We start from the raw sequence: 19028 nt of genomic DNA, 5'->3' as shown, positions 1-19028 counted from the left end.
CCCCGACCGGCACCCCCCTCGAGTTCCGGGGCTGGACGGGCTGGGGCGGGCGGGGCATAGTCCAGGCGTGAGATCGCTGTCGATACTGTCGCGGCTGGTCGCGGGCCCGCTGCTCGCGCTCGGCGTGATCGCGCCGATGAGTGCGGCGGAGCCAGGCGCCGAACCGGTGAGCACACCGCACCGCTACGAACAGCATTTCCTGACCGCACCGGACGGGACCCGGTTGCACGCCGATGTGCTGCGGCCCACGAATCTGCCCGAGGACGCGAAGACCCCGGTCATCCTGACGGTGAGCCCGTACCGTTCGCATACCGCCTACATCTCCGCGCCCCGGCTCACGGGTGGCCCGTCCACGGATTATCTGCCGGTCGATGCGGCGTTGCGGGCGGGCTACACGTTCGTGATCGTGGATCTGCGCGGGTTCGGCGGCTCCGACGGGTGCCCGGATTACGGCGGTCCGGGGGAACGCTCGGATGTGGCGACCGCGGTGGAGTGGGCGGCGACTCGGCCGTGGTCGACGGGACGTGTCGGGATGGTCGGGGTGTCCTACGAGGCGTGGACGGGGCTGCTCGGACTCGCGGCGCGACCGCGCGGGTTGGCGGCGGTGGTGGCTTTCGAACCGGTGGTCGACCCGTACTCGTATCTCTACATGCGGGGCGTGTCGTGGAAGTTCTCCGGAAAGCCGGTGACCGAGAACGGGATACGGCCCGCCGATGAGGTCGGCCTCGAACATGTCGCCATCGCTTCGACGCCGGGACGTCCGGACGATTCCGTCGAATACCAGGCCAATGCCGTCTACACCTCGGCCGAGTGCACGCGGCGGTATCTGGCGCTCACCGGCGACCACGACGCGACCGATCCGGACTGGGTGGCCCGCGATCTGGTTACCGAGTTGCGCGGCAACACGATTCCGTTGTTCCTCGGGCAGGGTTTCCTCGACGCCAACACCCGCCCGGACCGGGTGTTCGAGCTGTGGCGTGGGCTCGGCGCGGGTGCGCATCGGGCCTGGTTCGGGCAATGGGGGCACAGCGATTGCCGATTCAAGTGCGGCACTCCGGGATTCGAGAACGAGATGATGGCGTTCTTCGATCGTCATGTGGCGCTGCGGGATACCGATGTGCCGTGGCCTCGGGTCACGGTGCAGCAGTTCGACGGCGGGTGGCGTTCCGAGAATACGTGGCCGCCCGCGGATTCCCGGCGGTCGACGGTCGAGTTGCGCGCCGGGCGGTATGTCGATCGCGGCTATCTGCCCGGTCCGGATCGGGAGATCTGGTCGGTGTCGCAACCGTTGGAGTCCGCGGTGCACCTGTCGGGCGTGCCGACGGCGACGCTGGAGTCGATCGGTCCCGCGGCGGCGACGGCGGCGGTCGAACTCTACGACGTCGAGCCGAGCGGGCGGGCCACGATCATCACCCGGGGCATCGCGCCGGTCGAGCCGCGCACCGAGATCAGGCTGCTGGCCCAGGACTGGCCGATCGCCGCCGGACACCGGCTCGGGGTCAGGGTCACCGATGTGGTGGACGACGTCTGGTCGCACGCACCGTCCGGCGCGACGGTCACGGTGACGGCCGCGCGGCTGGAGGTTCCGCTGCTCACCGAGGCCCGCGTGCCCGACCTCACGGGCGGCGGCAGCGAGGCGCACGCGAAGTGGCGTGTCGAGAAGACCACCACCCTCGGGGCGGAGGTGATGAACAATGCAGTGGTGCCCATGAACCTGGTGTCGACGAATCCACCGCACGAGACGGGTCAGCGATGAGCCCGGCCGCGCCCAGCGACGCGCGAGACGCGACACGCGGCACGGCCCCGGTCACCGACGCGGTGGCCGAACGGCTGGCCACCGCGCTGCGCTGCGTCACCGTCTCCACCGACACGCCCGACGAGACCGCCGACACCGAGTTCACGCGGCTGGCCGAGCACCTCGAGCGATCCTTCCCCCGCGTGCACGCCGAACTCGAGCTGGAGATGTTCGGACACAGCAGGCTGTATCGCTGGGCGGGCCGGGAACCGGAGCGGTGTTCGGCGATTCTGCTGGCCCACCAGGACGTGGTCCCGGTCGATGATCCGCGCCGGTGGACGCACGCCCCTTTCGACGGCGTGGTCGACGACACCCACATCTGGGGGCGCGGCGCGATCGACGACAAGAGCCGTCTGCTCGCGATCCTGGAGGCGGTGGAAGCGGCGCTGACGGCGGGGCTGCGCCCCCGGCACACCGTCTACCTGGCCTTCGGGCACGACGAGGAGGTGTTCGGCGACAACGGCGCGGTCCGGATGGCCGAGCGCCTGCGCGAGTCCGGGGTGCGCGCGGATCTGCTGCTGGACGAAGGCGGGGTGATCACCGACGGCGTCGCCGACGGGGCGACCCGACCGGTGGCCACCGTCATGCTCGGTGAGAAGGGCTACGCGACGGTCCGGTTGACCGTGCGCGAGGTGGGCGGGCATTCCTCGATGCCGGGCAAGCAGACGGCGGTGGGGCGGATCGCGCGCGCGGTCGCCAGGATCCAGGACCATCCGATGCCGCTGCGGCTCACCCCCGCCGCGATCGACATGCTGAGCCGGGTCAGGCACGCCATGTCCGAACCGCGGCGCCGACTACTCGCGCTGGCGGGCCTGCCGCCCGCCGCGCCGGTGATCACGCGGATCATGGCCGCGCAACCCCAGACCGAGGCGATGGTGCGCACCACCACCGCGCCCACCGTGATCCGCGGCGGCGTCAAGGCCAATGTGCTGCCGCAGCGCGCCGAGGCGCTGGTGAATTTCCGTATCCTGCCCGGTGATTCGGTGGCGACCGTCCTCGAGCACTGCCGTCGCGTTGTCCGCGACGACGCGGTCGGCATCGAGTTGGTCGGCATGTCCTCGGAACCGTCGCCCACCACCGCGCCCGGTCCGGCCTTCGAGATGATCGCCGAGATCGCCGAGGCCGTCGTGCCCGGCATCGTGGTGACCACCGGCATCGTGCCCGGCGCCACCGACTCGCGGCATTACGACGGCCTTGCCGCCACCCGCTGCAACTTCGCGCCCATCGTGCTCACCCAGGCCGACCTCGACACGATCCACGGAACCGACGAGCGCATCTCCAGGGTCAACTACGCTCGCCTGATCGAATTCAACAGCAGGCTGGTCGAGGCGCTCGTCGCGAGCGGTCAGGACCGACAGGAGCAACGATGACCACCACCGAATCGGCCGAATTCGACGGCGCCGGAGGCCGGATCGCATGGCGCGCATGGCTTCCCGAGGTCGAGACGCGGGCGGTGATCGTGCTCGTGCACGGTGTCGCCGAACATTCGGGACGCTACGAGCACGTCGGGATCCGGCTGGCCGAGGCCGGGTTCGCGGTGTATGCGCTCGACCATCTCGGGCACGGCAAGTCGGCGGGCGGTGCGGCGAATATCGGGTCGATGGACGACTCGGCCGACAATGTGGCGGCCCTGCTCGCGCTGGCGAAGCGCGAGCGGCCCGGCGTGCCCGCGTTCCTGCTCGCGCATTCGATGGGCAGTCTCGTCACGCTCTACCTGGTGACCCGCGCGCCCCTCGAGGTGGACGGTCTCGTGCTGTCCGCACCGCCGCTCGACATTCCGGTGGGCAACCCGCTGCAGAAGGTGTTCGCGCCGCTACTGAGCCGGTTCACGCCGAATCTCGGTGTGCTGACCTTGGATTCGTCGGCGATCAGCCGTGATCCCGCGGTGGTCGCCGCCTACGACGCCGATCCGCTGGTCTTCCGCGGCAAGTTGCCCGCGCGCACCGGCGCGGAGATCCTGCGCGCCACCGACCTGGTGAAACAGCGGCTGGCGCGGGTCACCGCGCCGCTGCTGGTCCTGCACGGCACCGAGGACGCGCTCGCCGCTCCGTCGAGCACCGACCTGTTGGAACGCGGCGTGGGTGCGCAAGATCTCACGGTGATCCGCTACGAGGGTCTTTACCACGAAGTCTTCAACGAACCGGAGCGCGACAAGGTACTCGGCGATGTGATCACATGGCTGGAGAGCCACGTTACGGGCCAGTAGGATCACGGGATGGGAACGACATCCACCGGCTCGATCGCCTTCATTCGCGCCATGTGGCACAGCCCGATCGTCGGCAAGGCCCTCGAGGGGTTCACCGCCGAATACACCGATCTGGGCTTCGACCGCGACGATATCGACGTCTTCGAGGTGCCGGGCGCCTTCGAGATCCCGCTGCACGCCCAACGGCTGGCCCGCAGCGGACGCTACGCGGCGATCGTCGCCTCGGCGCTGGTGGTCGACGGCGGCATCTACCGCCACGATTTCGTGGCCACCGCCGTGATCGACGGACTGATGCGCGTCCAACTCGACACCGACGTGCCGGTCTTCTCGGTGGTGCTCACCCCGCACCACTTCCACGAGCACAGCGAGCACGTCACGTTTTTCACCGAACATTTCGTGACCAAGGGCGCCGAGGCCGCGCGGGCCGTGGCGAACACCCTCAGCTCGCTGCGCACCCGGCCCGCCGCCCGGTGACCGAGCGCGGGGCCCGTTCGTCGACCGGGCCGCGCGCAACTCACGGGAACTTGGTGAGGCAGGTCTGCTCGCCGTCGAGCACGCCGGTACGAAACGCCTCGAGGCGCTGGTAGCCGCCCGGTGCCACCTTGCCGTCCACGTCGGCGGCGGCCAGCCCGTCCGACAGCAGACCCGACACCGCCTCGTCCAGATCCTTCGCCGACAGGCGCGGGTCACTGCTCGGTTCGCTCAACTCGGTGGTGAACGCGCCGCTGAGGCAGGCCGTGCGGAGTCCGGCGGTGCTCGCGCCGGTGAGGGTGAGACCGCGGTCGCGCTGAACAGCGAGCATGTAGCGGGAGACGAAGACGACGAAGGCGTTGTAATCGCCGGTCACGGTCGACGACAGGATCTCCCCATCCCCCGTGTCCGCTTTGCCGCGTTCGGCCAGCGCCGACACGTCGGTGCCGACCGTATTCGAAGACGGGCAGTAGGACACCGGCTTGGTCGAGGTGACGTTCGCGCAGTTCTTCACGATCCCGGTGTATTCGAAGCGCGGGGGCTGCTTCACCGGGAAGTTCTTGGCCAGCGCCTGACTCACGCTCGTCAGCGACGGCACGTCGATGGGGAGCTGGTTCTGTTCCTCGTCCTCGGTCTCGAAGGTGGTCGGCAGGGTGCCGCGCCGGTTCTTGATCTCCTTGCGGTCGATCTTCTTGCAGGCCGAGGCGCCGTCGGTGTAGCCGAGTTGGACGGCGGTGACCCGTTCGAAAGCGGAGCCGTGCACGTTGTTCGGGTTGCTCGGGTCGGTGTCGCGGATGGCGACGGTCGCGCCGAGCACGCCGTCGAGTCCGTCGGTCATGTTCATCGTGAAGTGCTGGGAGTTGCCCTCGGCGACATGGCGCAGGAACACCCCTGCCAGGCAGTCGGCCTGCTGTTCCTGCACGAGAACGGGAGTGAGGAAGCCCGCGAGCTTGGCCTTGCCCTGGATGGCGTGCCCGTATTCGTGAGCAAGCACCATCACCACCGCCATCGCGCCGTACTTCTGCCGCACCAGCGGAAGCAGCACGCCGCGGTCCCAGCCGATGGTGTGGTCGAGCGAACAGTAGGCGGCGTTCACCACCTGGTAGGTGTCCTCGCGGCAGAATTTGATCGACTGCGCGCGCGGGGCTTTGGCATCCCAGGACAGGAACCGGTCGACCGGGTCGAAAACACCGGGAAAGGTCTTGGCGTACTCGGTCTGCCAGTACGCCTCGATATCGGCGAGCGCGTTGAGCGCGAGCTTGTCGATGGCGCCGCCGTCGCCGTTCTCCGCGGTGAGCGGCGCGTCGGGCACGCCGGGACGCGGGCCGCTCGTACCCGAGGTGGCGGCCGAGCTCGCCAGCTCCCACGGGTTCTGCGGGTCGGCGATCACGGCGCTCTCGGTACCGGTGGTGACGGTGTCGCAACCGGTCAGCGCCGCACCGACGGCGGCGAGCAGCGCCACCACCCCCAGGCGAAATCGCGCAGTCCTCATCAGGTTCCTCCCCGGAGCAGTTCGACTACACCAGCCATTGCGGGACCGCGGGATCGCACGGTCCCGCCGGCGGATACGGACATCCGCCGATCGAGCGTTCACATGGTAATCGCAGAAAACGCGCCACGCGCAGCGCGACCAGCCGACTCGGTTCCTACTACCCGTCCAGCCTGGTCCTGGCCAGCACCGCCCGGTGATCGCTGCCCGCGATGGTCATCGCCTCGACCTTCTCGGCGGTGCCGCCCGCGATCAGGATGTGATCGATGCCGATGACCGGGCCCCAGCGCTTGTCGGTCGGATAGGTGGGCAGCGGACCCGCGCCGACCAATTCGGCGGCGGAGGCGAATTCGCCGCGCAGCAGGTCGCGGAAGGCGGTGTGATCGCGGGTCGCGTTGAAATCCGCGCCGACCAGCGCCGGACCCGTTGTCGCGTCCAGGATCTCGCGGATACGGCGCATCTCGGCCGTCCACGCCGCGAAATCCAGCGGCGGCGGCATGGGGTGGAAGGCGAACACCGCGACCGGTCCGCGCTGCGGATGTTCCATCACCGCGCCCAGGTTGCCCATGACGAAACCGTCGTATTTCCTGGTGTCGCGCAACGGGTATCGGCTGTAGATGCCGGTGCCCTGGCCGTAGCCGCCGGGTTCGACGTAGCGGTAGGGCAGCAGGGCGGCGAGTCCCGCTGTCTCGAACTTCGTCACCGCCTCGGCCGTCAGTTCCTCCACGGTCAGCAGGTCGACCTGTTCGTCGCGGACCGTGCGCACGATCCGGTCCACATCCGCGCCGCCGAACAGCAGATTCGACTGCAGCACGGTGACGACGGGGCCTCCCGCCGCGCGTCCGTCGGAGACGAAGATCGGCACTTGCGTCCACAGCACGCCCGCGACCACGACGCCTGCCACGACCGCGCTGCGCCAACCGCGCGCGAGCAGGAACAACAGCAGCCCGACGAGTGCGCCGAGCATCAGATAGGAAGCGCCGGAAGCCAACAGCACCGCGAACTCGCGCTGCCTGCCGAGACCGAAATACAGAGCCATGCCGACGATTCCCGTGACGAGGGCGCCCCACCCCAGACCGAGCAGCGCCCGGTTCATCCATATACGCACCATGCCGTGCACTCTAAGGCGCGTCGGTGGAGACCGATTGTGGCGGATGTGAAGGTTTCGTGTGGACAGCCTTGGGCTTTCGCGGGCGCCGGACTCCGTCGGTCCGAACGGGTCCCGGTCGTAGCCCGATACTCGCGAGACGAAGCCGTTGTCAGATCATGTGCGTCAGCAGCCTCCCCGAGCGCGGGGGCAGGGTTTCACAATCGTGGGAACGCGGGACGCACTTCGTAGCCGTAGTCCGTGCCTCGGACCAGCGTGTCCGCGTGTTCCCGCGACGGGTCGGCCGCGAAGTGCCGAAGCTCCGACGGTATCCAGCGGTCCCAGAACTCGGCCTGCGCCGGGCCGTCCCGGAGGCGGCCGCGGCGCCAGGATTCCTCCGGGTCGGTATCCATCCACACCCTTGCCACGGTGTACAGGCGCACCGCGCGCCTGCCCGCGCCGACGCCCTCGATCAGCACCACCGGCGCGGCGGGGATCGCGCGGCGGCCGATGCAGCCGTGCGCGGTCCAGTCGTAGACGTCGTGGGTCGCGGCGACGCCAGCGGCGAACGGGACGAGGACCCCGGTGTGGAGGCGGTCGAACCAGTCGAAGAAGCCGTCGTCGGTGGCGATGTCGTCCAGGTGCAGGATCGGCGCCGACCCGAGTTCGGCGGCGAGGCATTCGGCGAATCCCGTTTTCCCGGAACCGGCGTGACCGTCGATCGCGACGAGGCGGACCGGTCCGCAGCGCGGACGCGATGCGCGCACCGCGCTCGCGAAGGCTGCGATCGAGGACGGGCTGGTCATTCGGTCGACTCTAAGCGGCCGACACCGCACGCGCTCCCGGGTCCATCGCACACTCCCCGTGAGATCGCACGTCCGTCGTGGATCGAGCATCAACTCTACCGCCCTCACCCGCTCGGTATATGCGCGAATCCGATTCACGGCGTCGATGCGTCACACCGCGCCGGGCGGTGGCACGAGCCAGCCGACATCGATCCGCGTCTCGCAAGGTTCGGTCAGGCATGCGGATCGACAGTGCTCGCGCGCAGCGCCGCCTTGGCGACCTTGCCGCCCGCGTTGCGCGGTATCTCCGCGACCACGGTGAATCGTTTCGGCACCTTGTAGCGCTCGAGTCCGGCTCGGAGGTGCCGGCGCAGGTCGGCCTCCGAGGGTGCGGCGTTTCCCGCGGGCACCACGAACGCATGCAGCACCTGACCGAATTCGGGGTTGCCAACGCCGATCACGGCCGCGTCGGCCACCTCGGGGTGCGTGGTCAGCCGGGCCTCGACCTCGCCGGGGAAGACGTTCTCGCCGCCGGAGACGATCATGTCGTCGGACCGTCCGTCGATCGTGAGTCGGCCGCGCGCGTCGAAGTGCCCCATATCGCCGGTGTCCACGTGACCGTCGACGACATTTTTCGCCGCGACCGCGCCGGTGGTCTCCGGTGTGTAGCCCGCGTAATCGAGTCCGGTGCGCACGAAGATACGTCCGGTCTCGCCGATGTCCGCCGGGCTGCGGTCCGCGCGCAACACCCGGACCGAGACGCCGAGCGCCGGATATCCCGCGGTGTCCGGGGCTGCGGCCAGATCCTCGGGTCGCGCGATCGTCACGAGTCCGGCCTCGGTGGAACCGTAGCCGTTCACCAGGATCGGACCGAACGCCTCGACCACCCTCGACACGGTGATCGGCGTGATGGGCGCGGCACCGGTGACGATGACGCGCAGCGATCGGCGCGCGGGCGCGGGATCGAGGTCGTCCAGCGCGAGGATGCGCTGCAACATGACCGGCACCGCCATCAGCACCGTCACCCGGTGCCGGGTGATGTCGTCGAGCGTCTGTCCGGCGTCGAAACGGCGGCGGCACACCACGGTCGAGCCGAGCGCGAGCGGACCGAGCAGTGCGACGAGGCCGAAACCGTGGAAGAACGGCGTCGCGGCGGCGACCGTATCGCGGCGACGCAATCGGATCGTGCCCATCGCGGTCACGCACAGCAGGGCGATCGCGCGCGGCTTCATCGCCTTCGGCACGCCTTTCGCCAGGCCGGTGGTGCCCGAGGTCAGCAGAGTGACCCGCACGGGACGCCGGACCGGCGGCGGTCTTCTGCCGGAGCGGGCGGCGAGTCCATCCAACGTCAGGTCGCCGGTGCCGGATTCGTGCCAGGCCAGTACCCGCAGACCCGCGAATCCCGTGTCCCGCACCGCGTCCGCGTATTCCTCGTCGTGGATCAGAACGTCGGGGCGGTGCCTGCGCAGGATCGCATCCAGTTGCGCGGCGGGAAGTTCGGTGTTGACGAACACCAGTTCGGCCCCCAATCGCGCACCAGCCGCCATGGCTTCGACGAATCCGCGATGGTTGCGGCACAGTATGGCGATCGAGCGCGGCGCGGTCGGGGCCGTCGCGTACAGGGCCGCGGCGATGGAATCCACGCGACGCCGCAACTCGGAGTAGGTGAGCAGGCCGCGATCGTCGACGACGGCGAGCCGGTGCGGATACCGGATCGCGCTCGTGACCAACAGCATCGCAGGCGTCGGGCCGAATTGCCGGTAAGCGCGAATGATCTCACGAAGGGCACCCGCACCGATCGGCGTGAACACCCCGGAGGTCGCCACCGCCGGGACAGCCGCAAACCACTGCCGGACAGTCGATTCCACCGCCGCGTGTACCGGCGCTCTCCGAATCGTCGCCCGTGATCCAGTCGCCACCATCGCGGCGATGGCCGAAAATGACTGCCGTAGGGTCGATTTCAAATCAGTGCGCACTGCGGCGCTCCGTACCGTCCCCAGCGATCCTGTCGCCTGCCACGCTCGAGTCACCTGTCCCACCTTGGCCGTCGGCCACACCCCGGTCACCCGCCATCTCCTGGCCGCAGTCCTGCACCCGGCCGTCTGCTACGCCCCGGCCGTCAGCCGCCGCCTGATCACCTGTCACGCCCCGGCCACCGGCCACACCCCGGTCACCCGTCACGCCCCGGCCACCGGCCACACCCCGGTCACCCGTCACGCCCCGGCCACCGGCCACACCGTGGTCACCCACCTCCCCTTGGCTACCGGCCTGCGCCCGGTCGTCAGCCACCCCCGGGCCGCCGGCCGCACCCCGGTCACCGGCCTCTTTTTGGCTACCGGCCACGCCGCGGTCACCCGTCGCCTCTTGGTCGTCAGCCGCGAATCGGTCGTCCGGCGACGGCCGCGCGCTCGCGAGGGATGCCGGGGTATCACCGAGGAAGCGGTAGACGAATCCGATGCCGACCTCGAGTGGCCAGCGCAGCATCGGGACCGCGATCGCGGACGGATGGCCGTATATGGGGGCGATGGTGCGCGGTTTGTCCACCACCGCGCGGGCGATCACCCGTGCGGCGTCGCTGGGCGACTGTCCGGGCAGCAGTCGCATCCAGGCGCTCGGTGCGCTCATCCTGGTGTGCATGAGTCCGGCGTACAGGGTGGTGGTGGTGACGCCGTCGGCGCGCGCTTCCATGGCGACCGCGCGCATCCACCAGTCGAACGCCGCCTTCGAGGACAGGTAGAAACCCCATTTCGGCATGACGGGGAACATGATGCCGACGGTGGAGACATTCACGATGTGTCCGCGTCCGCGAGCGCGCATCCCCGGCAGCAGGGCCATGGTGAGTCGCATGGGGCCGAGGTAGTTCGCGCCCGTGGTGGCGGTGAGGTCCTTGGGGCGGTCGTAGGACAGGTGAATGGATCGGCGCAGGGATTTGCCCGCGTTGTGGATCAGCACGTCGACCGCGCCGAAGTCGTAGAGCACCGCCGCCGCGAATTCGGCGACCGACTGTTCGCTCGTGAGGTCCAGCGGATACACGTACGCTTTTCCGCCCGCGTCGGTGATCTCGTCCGCGACCACGCGCAACTGCTCGAGCGAGCGGGCGGCAAGCACCACTCGCGCGTCGGCCGCGGCGAACAGTCGGGCGGTGGCCGCGCCGACGCCGTAGGAGGCGCCGGTGACGACGACCACTTTGTCGCGCACCGCGCGGCGCAGTGCGGATGTGTCGCGCAGTCCGCGCGGCCCGATGAGCCCGGCGACCGCGCGCGATATCGGGTGCCGGACGAACGAGGCCGGACCCCGAGGTGGTGCCGTCATGAAACTACTCCACTTCCGCGCGCAGAGGTACCGCGTCGGGGCCGACGAACGGTGCGATGAGGGGTGACTGCGAGGTCAGCGCGTCGAGTACCCGACGGCTGAGTTCGATCTCGGGATCGGTGTGCGCGGCGCCGAGCACGGTCGCGACGAAGTTGGCCAGGATCAGCGCGCGCACCTGCTCGCGCGAGATCTCCTCGGTGCGCAGCCAGTGCAGCACTATGCCCTCGATGAACGACAGGCAGCCGTCGACGGCCGCGCGCAGCACCGGGGTGGCTTCGGCGCCGGTGATCTCCACCGCGAGTGCGTGCGCGAGCAGGCCGCGGTGCCGGTCGCGGACGGCGCGCACCTCGGCGTCGGCCACGTCGGTGATCAGCGCCTCGAACACTCCCGGTTCCCGCCGCGCGCGATCGAGGAAGGCGTCGACGCCTCGGGTGAGCCGATCCAGCGCCGGGCCGCGCAGTTCGAGCAGTTCGCTCCAGAACTCCTGGGCCGCCTGTTCGACGACGGCGAGGTAGAGGCCGCGTTTACCGCCGAAGTGGTAACTCACCGAGCCTGCCGCCACGCCGAGCGAACGGGCCAGATCGACCACCGAGACCTCGTCGTAGCGCCGACCGCTGAAGGCCGCGCGCCCCGCCTCGAGCAGGACCGCCTTCGAGGCGTCACCGCGTCGGTTCCGACCCACCGCACCTCCAGTATTCGAATCCGATTCAAATTCGAGGATAGGGGCGACATCGGCAGGGATCAAGGACTTTCTTGAATCCGATTCAAATAATGCGGCGACGCCTACGCTGGTCGATGACACGAAGGAGGGGCGATGTACGTCGAGGAGATTCGGTCGACGCGCACACTCGGCGCGCAGGACGCGGAGGACCTGGCCGCCGTGGCCGCGGGTTTCAGCTCACGGATCACGATCAGCAGCGGCGGACGCAGCGTGAACGCGCCGGTCCTGCCCTACTGCTGGGATGTGCTGCGCGTGCGCCCCGGCAGCGTGATCTCGGTGACCGTCGAAGAGGGACGGCACCCGCCCGATATCGAGGACCGCCGCGCCCTCAGCGCCTTCGCGGGTCGCATGCGAAAGTTGTTGGCCGCCCGACCCGTTCCCCCGCTCGACCCGATCCGCTAGAAATCGAGGACTGCCGCGCCCCAAGCGCCCTCACCGGCCGCACGCGAGAGTCGTCAGCCGCCCGACCTGGACGCTGCCCGACTCGGCCCCATCGCCAGAACCGGTCCCCCACTCAACCCCGGCCCTCCGCCCACCTCGCCCCTCCGCCCGAACCGGTACCCCGCTCAACTCCTGTCCTCGCCCGAACCAGCCCTCCGCCCGGACCGGCCCCCTTTGGCCTGGTCTCGATCCGACGTAGGTCCCTCGCCTGAGTCAGCTCCTTCCGACTCAGTCCTTGGGGAAACCGACGACGAACCCCCAGGCGATGACAACGGCACTGACCACGGAAATCGGAAAAATCACCCACATGGGACACACCCTACGAAGCCGAACGCCGCGACCGATCGATTTCGGCGCATCCCCGCGCACCGGAATCGACCGAGGCACCGGCCGACTCCGGATTTTCGCTCAGGCCCCGAACACTCGCTCCACCACAGCTTTCGCGCGACGGGTGATCCGCATGTAGTTGTCCAGGAATTCGCTGCCGTCGTCGTTCGGCCACCCCGCGACCTTCGCGACCGCCGATAGTAGACGGCCCGGACCGGGCAACTGGTCGGTGGCCTTGCCGCGCACCAGGACCAGCGCGTTGCGTGCCTTGGTCGCGGTGAGCCAGGACTCGCGCAGCAACGCCACGTCCTCGGCGCCGAGCAGCCCGGTCGCCTCGATGACATCCAGCGATTGCAGGGTGGAGGTGTTGTGCAGCGCGTGGATTCGGTGCGCGTGGCGCAACTGCATGAGCTGCACGGTCCACTCGATATCGGCGAGCCCGCCGCGCCCGAGTTTGGTGTGGGTGGCCGGATTCGCCCCGCGCGGAAGGCGCTCGGAATCCACCCGCGCCTTGATACGGCGGATCTCGCGCACCGCCTCGGCCGATACCCCGCCCTCCGGATAGCGGACCTTGTCGATCACGTGCAGGAACCGCACCCCGAGCTCCTGATCGCCCGCGACCTGGTGCGCGCGCAGCAGCGCCTGCACCTCCCACGGCTGCGCCCACTGCTCGTAGTAGGCGGCGTAGGCGGCCAGCGTGCGGACCAAGGCGCCGTTGCGCCCCTCGGGGCGCAGTCCGGCATCGACGTGCAGCGGCGGGTCGGTACTCGGCGCGCCGAGCAGCCGCTGCACCCGTTCGGCGACCGAGATCGACCATTTCACGGCCTTGGTCTCGTCCTCGCCGGGTCGCGGATCGCAGACGAAGAGCACATCGGCGTCCGAACCGTAGCCGAGTTCGTGTCCCCCGAGCCTGCCCATGCCGATGACCGCGAAATCGGCGGGCGCGGGCGCACCCGTCTCGACCTCGTCGGACCTGATCACCGCGGCCAGCGCGGCCTCGAGCACCGCGACCCACACCGAGGACAGTGCCCGGCACACCTCTGGCACCTCGAGCATGTGCAGCAGATCCGCCGACGCCACCCGCGCCAACTCGTGCCGTCGCAGCGACCGCGCCGCGGCGACCGCGCGCTTCGGATCGTCGTAACGGGCCGCGGCGGTGAGGATCCCGCGCGTGACGTCTTCGGCCTTCGGGCTCAGCAGCAGCGGCCCGGTCGGCCCGTCGGCGTACATGCGGATGGTGTCGGGGGCGTTGATGAGCAGATCGGGCAGATATTCCGAGGATCCGAGCACGATCATCAACCGCTGCGCGATGGCGCCCTCGTCGCGCAGTTCGCGCAGGAACCAGATCTGATCGTCGAGCCCTTCCGACACCCGGCGGTAGGCGAGCAGGCCCGCGTCGGGATTCGGTGTATCACCGAGCCATTCGAGCAGCGTCGGCAGCAGCAGCGCCTGGATCCTGCCCTTGCGGGAGACGCCGCCGGTGAGCGCGCGCAGATGTCCGAGCGCGTTCTGCGGCGCCACGTAGCCGAGCGCGGCCAGCTGACGGATCGCGGCGTCGGGGCTCAGGCGCAGGGCGTCGGAGTCGAGTTTCGCCACCGACGCCAGCAGCGGGCGGTAGAACAGTTTCGCGTGCAGTCGCCGCACCCGCACCGCGTTGCGGCGGATCTCGGAACTCAGCACGCCGACCGCGTCCTGACGGCCGTCGGGACGGACGTGCGCGGCGCGAGCCAACCAGCGCATGCTCTCGTCGTCGTCGGCGGCGGGCAGGGTGTGGGTGCGCTTGAGCCGCTGCAATTGCAGCCGGTGCTCGAGCAGCCGCAGGAATTCGTAGGAGGCGGCGAGGTTGGCGGCGTCGTCGCGCCCGATGTAACCGCCCGCGGCCAGTGCCGTCAGCGCCTCCACCGTGCCCTGCACGTGCAGCGACTCGTCGACCCGGCCGTGCACCAATTGCAGGAGCTGCACCGCGAATTCGACATCGCGCAGACTGCCGTGGCCGAGTTTGAGTTCGCGTTCGCGCAGGTCCTCGGGGACCAGATCCTCCACGCGCCGCCGCATGGCCTGCACGTCGGCGACGAAATCGGGACGCTCGGAAGCGGTCCACACCATGGGCATGAGCGCGTCGCGGTAGCTTCGGCCCAGTTCCAGGTCGCCGGTCATCGGGCGATTCTTCAACAGCGCCTGGAACTCCCAGGTACGCGCCCAGCGCTTGTAGTACGCCACATGCGATTCCAGCGTACGCACCAGCGCACCGGCCTTGCCCTCCGGGCGCAGCGCCGCGTCGACGTCGAAGAACGCCTGGCCGCCGATGCTCATCGTCTCCGCGGCCAGTCGGGTTGCGGTGGGATCGGCCGGTTCGGCGACGAACACGACATCGACATCGCTGACGTAATTCAGTTCCCGCGCACCGCATTTACCCATCGCGACGACCGCGAGCCGGACCCGGCACGGCCCGTCCTTGCACACCCTTGCCACCGCGACGGCGAGCGCCGCCGTCAACGCCGCGTCGGCCAGGTCGGTGAGATGGTTGCCGACCACCTGATACGGCAGCACCGGTTCGTTCTCCACGGTGGCCGCGAGGTCGAGGGCGGCGAGCAGCATCAGCTGATCGCGGTAGCGCCTGCGCAGGCGTTCGGCGATGTCGGGCCCGAACTCCCGCGCGCGGTACAGCAGCGCTTCGGGTTCGCGGCCGTCCGGCCCCGGTGGCGCGGGCTCGGGCGCCGCGTCGACCACGTCGAGCAGATCGGCGAGCAGTTCGTCGCGATCGGGCAGGTTCTTGCGCTCGAGGACGTGCCAGGACGAAGGATCGGCCACCAGATGATCGGCGAAGGCGCTCGACGACCCGACCAGCGCGAAAAGCCTTCCGCGCAGCGAGGTGTCGGCGCGGATCGCCGAATCCAGCGCGGCCCACTCGGTTCCGAGCCGCTCGCGCAGCCGGAGCATGGTGCTCAGCGCGAGATCGGCGTCGGGCGCGCGCGACAGTGCCCACAACACGGGGACGGTGTCGATGTTGTCCCAGGCCAACTCGCGCAGCGACGCGGCGGCGGTCGGCTCGAGCAATCCGAGCCGACCGACACCTGGCACAGCGGAGCGGGCAGACGATGGCCGGACCATGCCCCCTAAATTACAGGGTGAGCGGCCGGAACAGGTGGCTCGTTCCGCGCGTGCGTGGGAACGGCCGCGGTTCGGCTCGCGGACGAAGGCGCGCGGTCCGCCCGCCCGGCTACAGGCCCAGGTACTCCTTCAGCTCGTATGGCGTCACCTGGCTGCGGTAATCCGACCATTCCCGGCGCTTGTTGCGCAGGAAGAAGTCGAACACGTGCTCGCCGAGGGTCTCGGCGACCAGTTCGGAACGCTCCATCGCCTGCAACGCCTCGTCCAGGGTGCCAGGAAGTTCGCGGAAGCCCATGGCGCGGCGTTCGGCGGAGGTCAGCGACCACACGTCGTCCTCGGCCTCCGGCGGCAGGTTGTACCCCTTCTCGATCCCGCGCAGACCGGCGGCGAGCAGCACCGCGAAGGTCAGGTAGGGGTTGCACGCGGAATCCGGGCTGCGGATCTCGACGCGCCGCGAGGAGGACTTGTTCGGCGTGTACATCGGCACCCTGACCAGCGCGGAACGGTTGGACCGACCCCAGGAGGCCGCCGTCGGCGCCTCGCCGCCGTGGATGAGGCGCTTGTAGGAGTTCACCCACTGGTTGGTGATCGCGCTGATCTCGGCCGCGTGTTCGAGAATGCCCGCGATGAAGGCGCGCGCGGTGCCGGACAGGTTCTGCGGATCGTCGGGATCGTGGAAGGCGTTGGCCTCGCCCTCGAACAGGCTCATATGGGTGTGCATGGCCGAACCGGGATACGCGGCGAACGGCTTGGGCATGAAGGTGGCGCGCACGCCCTCGTCGATGGCCACCTCCTTGATGAGGTAGCGGAAGGTCATCACGTTGTCGGCCATGGACAGCGCGTCGGCGTAGCGCAGGTCGATCTCCTGCTGGCCCGGCGCGCCCTCGTGGTGGCTGAACTCGACGGAGATGCCCATCGATTCCAGCGCGTCGATGGCGTGGCGGCGGAAGTTGGGCGCCGAATCGTGCACGGCCTGGTCGAAGAAGCCGCCGGAGTCGGCCGGGCGCGGCGGGGTGCCGTCCACGGGGCCGTTCTCCAGCAGGAAGAATTCGATCTCGGGGTGCACGTAGCAGCTGAAGCCGACATCGGCCGCCTTGTTCAGCTGGCGGCGCAGCACGTGGCGCGGATCGGCCCAGGACGGCGAGCCGTCGGGCATGGTGATGTCGCAGAACATCCGGGCCGAATGCTGGTGCCCCTTGCTGGTGGCCCACGGCAGCACCTGGAAGGTGGACGGATCCGGCCTGGCGACCATATCGGCTTCGGACACGCGAGCGAAGCCCTCGATGGCCGAGCCGTCGAAACCGATGCCCTCTTCGAACGCGCCTTCCAATTCGGCGGGCGCGATCGCGACGGACTTCAAATAACCCAAGACGTCAGTGAACCAGAGACGCACGAAGCGGATATCCCGCTCTTCGAGCGTCCGCAGCACGAATTCCTTCTGGCGATCCATGTCCGCGAGAGTAAAACCCTGGCGTTAAATCCGTGTTACGTACAGGCTCAGGTTTGCGATGTAGGTAGCGGAGCGGCTTTCCGGTATGAAGCTCGCGTCCGAAGTGTCGCGATTGTGAGGTCCGACTCGGGCCGGACACGTCGACTCCGGCGACTTCTCAGCACGTCTGCCCCCGCGCCGGTTCCACGAGGTCGACGAGGTAGGCGATCACCGCGTCGTCCAGACATTCGTCACCGGCGACCAGAGCGGCGGTGTGCCGATTTCCGCGATAGGTGATCAACGCCGCGCCGAGTTGCCGGGCCAGGTCGACACCCGCCTGATAAGGGGTCGCCGGATCGTCGGTGGTGGAGACGACAACGGTTTTCGGCACACCGTGCGCCGATATCGAATGCGGTTCGCTGGTATTCGGCACCGGCCACTGCGCGCACAGTTCCAGCGGCGCCGCGCCGGTGCCGCGCCCGTCGTCCAGGAACGGCGCCGCCCGGCGATATTCGCTGTCCTGACGGCCGACCACCGCGCGATCGGTGATCCTCGGATCGTCGACACAGCGGATCGCGTTGAACGCGTCCTGGGTATTGGCGTAACTGCCGTCCTCGCGCCGACCGTCGTACATGTCGGCCAGTTGCAGCAGGGTGTCGCCGCGGCCCTGGCGCAACTCGCCGAGTCCGGTGGTCAGCGCCTGCCACATGTCGTCGCTGTAGAGGGCCTGCTGCACCCCGGTGATGGCGTCGTCGTAGGAGAGCCCGCGCGGGTCGGACGTGGCGGCGGGCGTGGCGACCAGCGGGTCGACCAGCGCGCGGAACCGCGACACGGACGCGGTGGGATCGGTGCCGAGCGGACAGTCCGACGCGGTCGCGCAGTCCGCGCTGTATGCGCCGAACACCCCCTGGAACCCGGCGGCCTGGCGCAGCGACTCCTGCACCGGATCCTGCGAGGAGTCGACCGCGCCGTCCAGCACCAGCGCGCGCACCCGATCCGGGAACCGTTCGGCGTAGGCCGAGCCGAGCCGGGTGCCGTAGGAGTAGCCGAGATAGGTCAGGCCCGCGTCGCCGAGGACGGCCCGCATCACATCCATGTCCTGCACCACCTCGCGGGTGCCGACGTGGGCGAGGAAATCCACGCCGGTGCGCTCGGCGCAGCGGTCGACGTACTCCTTGTTGTCGGCCTCGGCCGCGGCGATACCTTGCGCGGTGTTGTCCTCGGGCTTCTCGGCCCGTTCCGCGTCGGCCTCGCGCGGGGTCAGGCACAGGATCGACGGCGTCGACGAGCCGACTCCGCGCGGATCGAAGCCGACCCGGTCGAAATGTTCGGACAGCGGCGTTCGGCCCGCGATTCCGGCCATCGAAAGCCCGGACACGCCGGGACCGCCCGGATTCATCAGCAGCGACCCGATCTTCGTGCCCGAGGCCGGAATCCGGGTGAGCGCGAGTTGCGCGGTTGGGCCGTCGGGGCGGGCGTAGTCGACCGGGACGGTGATCTTCGCGCACTGCGCGACGGGCGGGAACCGGTCGGTGGGATCGCCGTAATCCTCGCAGGAACCCCAGTTCACACTCTGGGAGTAGAACCGCTCCAACCCCGCGGGCGGTGCGGGCATCGGCGCCGCGTCCTGCTGCCGCGTCGCGGTGCACCCTGCCATCGCGAGCGCCACCGCCGCGCCGAGCAGTGCCACCCGCGCCGCACAACCGTTCCTTTCCCGACCCATGCCGACGATCCTGCCAGGGGATTGTGATGTGACCGCCACCACCTGCGGGTACGGCCGTTCGGTGTGAGCAATGGCACCGTCGCCCGGGCGCACCCGCCCTGGTAGCGGGCACGCGGGAGTGGCAGACTGAC

The 19028-nt window shown here is 69.4% G+C and carries 13 protein-coding genes and 1 pseudogene; 5 read left to right on the top strand and 9 right to left on the bottom strand.

Going from position 1 to position 19028, the window contains the following annotated elements; translation table 11 throughout:
- Positions 1–67 precede the first annotated feature (67 nt).
- The 4 genes from IT779_RS27355 to IT779_RS27340 are packed head-to-tail and all read left to right on the top strand — an operon-like array spanning position 68 to position 4475.
- Positions 68–1756 carry a CocE/NonD family hydrolase gene (locus IT779_RS27355; protein ID WP_332838986.1) on the top strand — a complete coding sequence of 563 codons (1689 nt, stop codon included), beginning with the start codon at positions 68–70 and terminating at the stop codon, positions 1754–1756.
- On the top strand, positions 1753–3165 hold the full coding sequence (locus tag IT779_RS27350; protein WP_196152312.1) for a M20/M25/M40 family metallo-hydrolase: 1413 nt from the start codon (positions 1753–1755) through the stop codon (positions 3163–3165). Before IT779_RS27355 ends, IT779_RS27350 begins: the two co-directional genes overlap by 4 nt.
- On the top strand, positions 3162–4001 hold the full coding sequence (locus IT779_RS27345; RefSeq protein ID WP_196152311.1) for an alpha/beta hydrolase: 840 nt from the start codon (positions 3162–3164) through the stop codon (positions 3999–4001). Before IT779_RS27350 ends, IT779_RS27345 begins: the two co-directional genes overlap by 4 nt.
- Positions 4002–4010: 9 nt before the next feature.
- On the top strand, positions 4011–4475 hold the full coding sequence (locus IT779_RS27340; protein ID WP_196152310.1) for a 6,7-dimethyl-8-ribityllumazine synthase: 465 nt from the start codon (positions 4011–4013) through the stop codon (positions 4473–4475).
- 40 nt (positions 4476–4515) lie between these two features.
- Here the strand turns inward: IT779_RS27340 and IT779_RS27335 are convergent, their stop codons facing one another.
- From IT779_RS27335 to IT779_RS27310, 6 genes and pseudogenes are all read right to left on the bottom strand, one after another.
- A complete protein-coding gene (locus tag IT779_RS27335; protein ID WP_196152309.1) occupies positions 4516–5964 on the bottom strand; it encodes a neutral zinc metallopeptidase in 1449 nt (482 codons plus the stop codon).
- Positions 5965–6121: 157 nt separating this feature from the next.
- Positions 6122–7072: an endonuclease/exonuclease/phosphatase family protein gene (locus IT779_RS27330; protein ID WP_232542151.1), complete on the bottom strand. Its 951-nt coding sequence runs from the start codon at positions 7070–7072 to the stop codon at positions 6122–6124.
- Positions 7073–7266: 194 nt separating this feature from the next.
- A complete protein-coding gene (locus IT779_RS27325; protein ID WP_196152308.1) occupies positions 7267–7854 on the bottom strand; it encodes a uridine kinase family protein in 588 nt (195 codons plus the stop codon).
- A 212-nt stretch (positions 7855–8066) separates the two neighbouring features.
- Positions 8067–9569 (bottom strand): AMP-binding protein, encoded by a 1503-nt coding sequence (locus tag IT779_RS27320; RefSeq protein WP_232542150.1) that lies wholly within the window; start codon positions 9567–9569, stop codon positions 8067–8069.
- A gap of 616 nt (positions 9570–10185) precedes the next feature.
- Positions 10186–11145: pseudogene (locus IT779_RS27315) on the bottom strand (SDR family NAD(P)-dependent oxidoreductase); the annotation flags it as partial.
- Positions 11146–11149: 4 nt separating this feature from the next.
- Positions 11150–11827 carry a TetR/AcrR family transcriptional regulator gene (locus IT779_RS27310; protein ID WP_196152306.1) on the bottom strand — a complete coding sequence of 226 codons (678 nt, stop codon included), beginning with the start codon at positions 11825–11827 and terminating at the stop codon, positions 11150–11152.
- A 132-nt stretch (positions 11828–11959) separates the two neighbouring features.
- On the opposite strand from IT779_RS27310, the gene IT779_RS27305 reads away from it, so the two are divergent.
- Positions 11960–12268 (top strand): HPr family phosphocarrier protein, encoded by a 309-nt coding sequence (locus IT779_RS27305; protein WP_196152305.1) that lies wholly within the window; start codon positions 11960–11962, stop codon positions 12266–12268.
- A 447-nt stretch (positions 12269–12715) separates the two neighbouring features.
- Here the strand turns inward: IT779_RS27305 and IT779_RS27300 are convergent, their stop codons facing one another.
- The 3 genes from IT779_RS27300 to IT779_RS27290 form a co-directional block, all read right to left on the bottom strand.
- Entirely contained in the window at positions 12716–15745 is a 3030-nt protein-coding gene (locus IT779_RS27300; protein ID WP_196152304.1) for a bifunctional [glutamine synthetase] adenylyltransferase/[glutamine synthetase]-adenylyl-L-tyrosine phosphorylase, read from the bottom strand.
- A 109-nt stretch (positions 15746–15854) separates the two neighbouring features.
- Positions 15855–17195, bottom strand: coding sequence for a type I glutamate--ammonia ligase (gene glnA, locus IT779_RS27295; protein ID WP_196152303.1), 1341 nt, complete (start codon positions 17193–17195; stop codon positions 15855–15857).
- A gap of 157 nt (positions 17196–17352) precedes the next feature.
- Positions 17353–18897, bottom strand: coding sequence for an alpha/beta hydrolase (locus tag IT779_RS27290; RefSeq protein WP_196152302.1), 1545 nt, complete (start codon positions 18895–18897; stop codon positions 17353–17355).
- Between the last annotated feature and the right edge of the window lie 131 nt (positions 18898–19028).

This window comes from Nocardia bovistercoris (assembly GCF_015674855.1).
GTDB lineage: Bacteria > Actinomycetota > Actinomycetes > Mycobacteriales > Mycobacteriaceae > Nocardia > Nocardia bovistercoris.
This window is presented reverse-complemented; position numbering and strand designations above follow the sequence as displayed.

What these genes read in the sequence shown, in the direction of transcription:
- IT779_RS27350 (WP_196152312.1), top strand. Translation starts at nt 1,753, where the DNA reads ATGAGCCCGGCCGCGCCCAGCGACGCGCGAGACGCGACACGCGGCACG.
- IT779_RS27345 (WP_196152311.1), top strand. Translation starts at nt 3,162, where the DNA reads ATGACCACCACCGAATCGGCCGAATTCGACGGCGCCGGAGGCCGGATC.
- IT779_RS27340 (WP_196152310.1), top strand. Translation starts at nt 4,011, where the DNA reads ATGGGAACGACATCCACCGGCTCGATCGCCTTCATTCGCGCCATGTGG.
- IT779_RS27335 (WP_196152309.1), bottom strand. Translation starts at nt 5,964, where the DNA reads ATGAGGACTGCGCGATTTCGCCTGGGGGTGGTGGCGCTGCTCGCCGCC.
- IT779_RS27330 (WP_232542151.1), bottom strand. Translation starts at nt 7,072, where the DNA reads ATGGTGCGTATATGGATGAACCGGGCGCTGCTCGGTCTGGGGTGGGGC.
- IT779_RS27325 (WP_196152308.1), bottom strand. Translation starts at nt 7,854, where the DNA reads ATGACCAGCCCGTCCTCGATCGCAGCCTTCGCGAGCGCGGTGCGCGCA.
- IT779_RS27320 (WP_232542150.1), bottom strand. Translation starts at nt 9,569, where the DNA reads ATGCTGTTGGTCACGAGCGCGATCCGGTATCCGCACCGGCTCGCCGTC.
- IT779_RS27305 (WP_196152305.1), top strand. Translation starts at nt 11,960, where the DNA reads ATGTACGTCGAGGAGATTCGGTCGACGCGCACACTCGGCGCGCAGGAC.
- IT779_RS27300 (WP_196152304.1), bottom strand. Translation starts at nt 15,745, where the DNA reads ATGGTCCGGCCATCGTCTGCCCGCTCCGCTGTGCCAGGTGTCGGTCGG.
- glnA (WP_196152303.1), bottom strand. Translation starts at nt 17,195, where the DNA reads ATGGATCGCCAGAAGGAATTCGTGCTGCGGACGCTCGAAGAGCGGGAT.
- IT779_RS27290 (WP_196152302.1), bottom strand. Translation starts at nt 18,897, where the DNA reads ATGGGTCGGGAAAGGAACGGTTGTGCGGCGCGGGTGGCACTGCTCGGC.